A 2,218-nucleotide genomic window follows, 5' to 3' on the forward strand; every position below is an offset into this window, starting at 1 on the left:
GTGGCCGCCGGTTTGGCCCTGGTGGTGGCGGCCTTGCGCTTCGGCTTCTCAGCGGCGGCTTCGCCTTCGGCCGGTTCGGCGGCCTTCTTCGTCCGCGTGGCGGCGGTCTTCGTGGTCTTCGGGGCGGCCTTTGCCTTCTTCACCGGCTCCTTGCCGGCCTTGGCATCGACGAGCGTGGCAGCCTCCTCGGCCGTCAGCGCGGCCGGGTCGCTGCCCTTCGGCAGCGTGGCGTTGACCTTGCCCCAGCTCACATAGGGGCCGTAGCGGCCGTCGCGCACCACCATGGCGCCGCCGCGGGTGGGGTGGTCGCCCAGCGCCCGGCCCGGGGCCGCCGCGCCGCGGCCGCGCCCGCCTTTTTCCTTCTTTTCCGCCAGCAGCGTCACGGCGCGGTTGATGCCGACGGTGAACACGTCCTCCACCGAAGGCAGGTTGGCATAGACCCCGGCATTGTTGATGAACGGACCGAAGCGGCCGATGCCGGCCGTGATCATCTCGCCGTTCTCGGGGTTGATGCCGACCTCGCGGGGCAGGTGCAGCAGGTCGAGGGCGCGTTCCAGCGTGAGGCTGCCCGCCTCCCAGCCCTTGGGGATGGAGGAGCGCCGCGGCTTCTCGCCCTCGCCGAGCTGCACATAGATGCCGAAGCGGCCGGAGCGCAGCGACACTTCCAGCCCGCTTTCCGGGTCGGTGCCAAGCACCTTCGGCCCGTCGCCCTCGATGGCCTTGTCGCCTTCGCCGGCCTTGGCGATCTGCCGGGTATAGCGGCACTCCGGATAGTTGGAGCAGCCGATGAAGGAGCCGAACTTGCCCATCTTCAGCGACAGCCGCCCGTTGCCGCAGCTCGGGCAGGCGCGCGGATCGCCGCCATCTTCCCGCGCCGGGAAGATGTGGGGGCCGAGCACGTCGTTCAGGGCATCGAGAACCTGCGACACGCGCAGATCCTTGACGTCTTCGACATTGTGCGAAAAATCGTTCCAGAAGCGGCGCAGCACCTCGCGCCAGTCAATTTCGCCGGCCGAGACCTGATCGAGCTGCTCTTCAAGGCTGGCCGTGAAGTCATACTGCACATAGCGCGTGAAGAACGACGACAGGAAGGCCGTCACCAGCCGGCCCTTGTCTTCCGGCACCAGCCGCTTCTTCTCAAGGCGCACATATTCGCGGTCGCGCAGCACGCTGAGTGTGGCGGAATAGGTGGAAGGCCGGCCGATGCCGAGCTCTTCCATCTTCTTGATGAGCGAGGCTTCCGTATAGCGCGGCGGCGGCTCGGTGAAATGCTGGGTGGTGTTCACGTCGCGGCGCGTCAGCGCCTCGCCCTCGCTCATCGGCGGCAGGCGGCGGTTCTCTTCGTCGTCGTCATCGTCGCGGCCTTCCTGATAGAGCGTCAGGAAGCCGTCGAAGCGCACGACGGAGCCGGTGGCGCGCACCTCCGCCTGCCGGGCACCGGCATCGGCGAGGATATCGACGGTGGTGCGCTCGATTTCGGCCGATTCCATCTGGCTGGCGACGGTGCGCTTCCAGATCAGGTCATAGAGTTTGGCCTGTTCGGCATCGAGCAGGCGGGAGACGTCGGCGGGATGGCGCGAGACATCGGTGGGGCGGATGGCCTCGTGGGCCTCCTGCGCGTTCTTGGCCTTGACGGTGTACTTGCGCGGCACCTGCGGCAGGTAGCGCCCGCCGTGGCGGCGGTCGATCTCCTTGCGGATGGAGGCAATCGCCTCCGGTGCCACGTCCACGCCGTCGGTTCGCATATAGGTGATGAGACCCACGGTCTCGCCGCCGATATCGATACCTTCGTAAAGGCGCTGGGCGATCTGCATGGTGCGCGCCGGCGGCAGGCCCAGCTTGCGCGATGCCTCCTGCTGCAGCGTGGAGGTGGTGAAGGGCGGGTAGGGGTGGCGGCGGGTCGGCCGCGATTCCACGCTCTTCACCGAGAAGCGGGCGGCACCCAGCACCTCGGCGACGGCGCGGGCCTCCCCGGCCGACTTCACATCGAGCCGGCCCATCTTGCGGCCGTCGAGGGTCAGCAGCCGGGCCTCGAACACATCGTTGCGCGGGGTGGCGAGGTGGACGAGGATCGACCAGTATTCCTGGGTGACGAAGGTCTCGATCTCAAGCTCGCGGTCGCACACGAGGCGCAGCGCCACCGACTGCACGCGGCCGGCCGAACGCGCGCCCGGCAGCTTGCGCCACAGCACCGGCGACAGCGTGAAGCCCACCAGAT

At 68.3% G+C, this 2,218-nt stretch carries 1 protein-coding gene; it reads right to left on the bottom strand.

Annotation, left to right across the window (positions count from 1 at the left end):
• Positions 1–2,218, bottom strand: a 2,218-nt coding sequence (topA, locus tag V7067_RS08970) for a type I DNA topoisomerase (protein WP_334175554.1), incomplete at both ends; no start/stop codon positions are given.

The sequence above is a fragment of the Pseudoxanthobacter sp. genome, from assembly GCF_036822375.1.
In the GTDB taxonomy this organism is placed as follows: domain Bacteria; phylum Pseudomonadota; class Alphaproteobacteria; order Rhizobiales; family Segnochrobactraceae; genus Pseudoxanthobacter.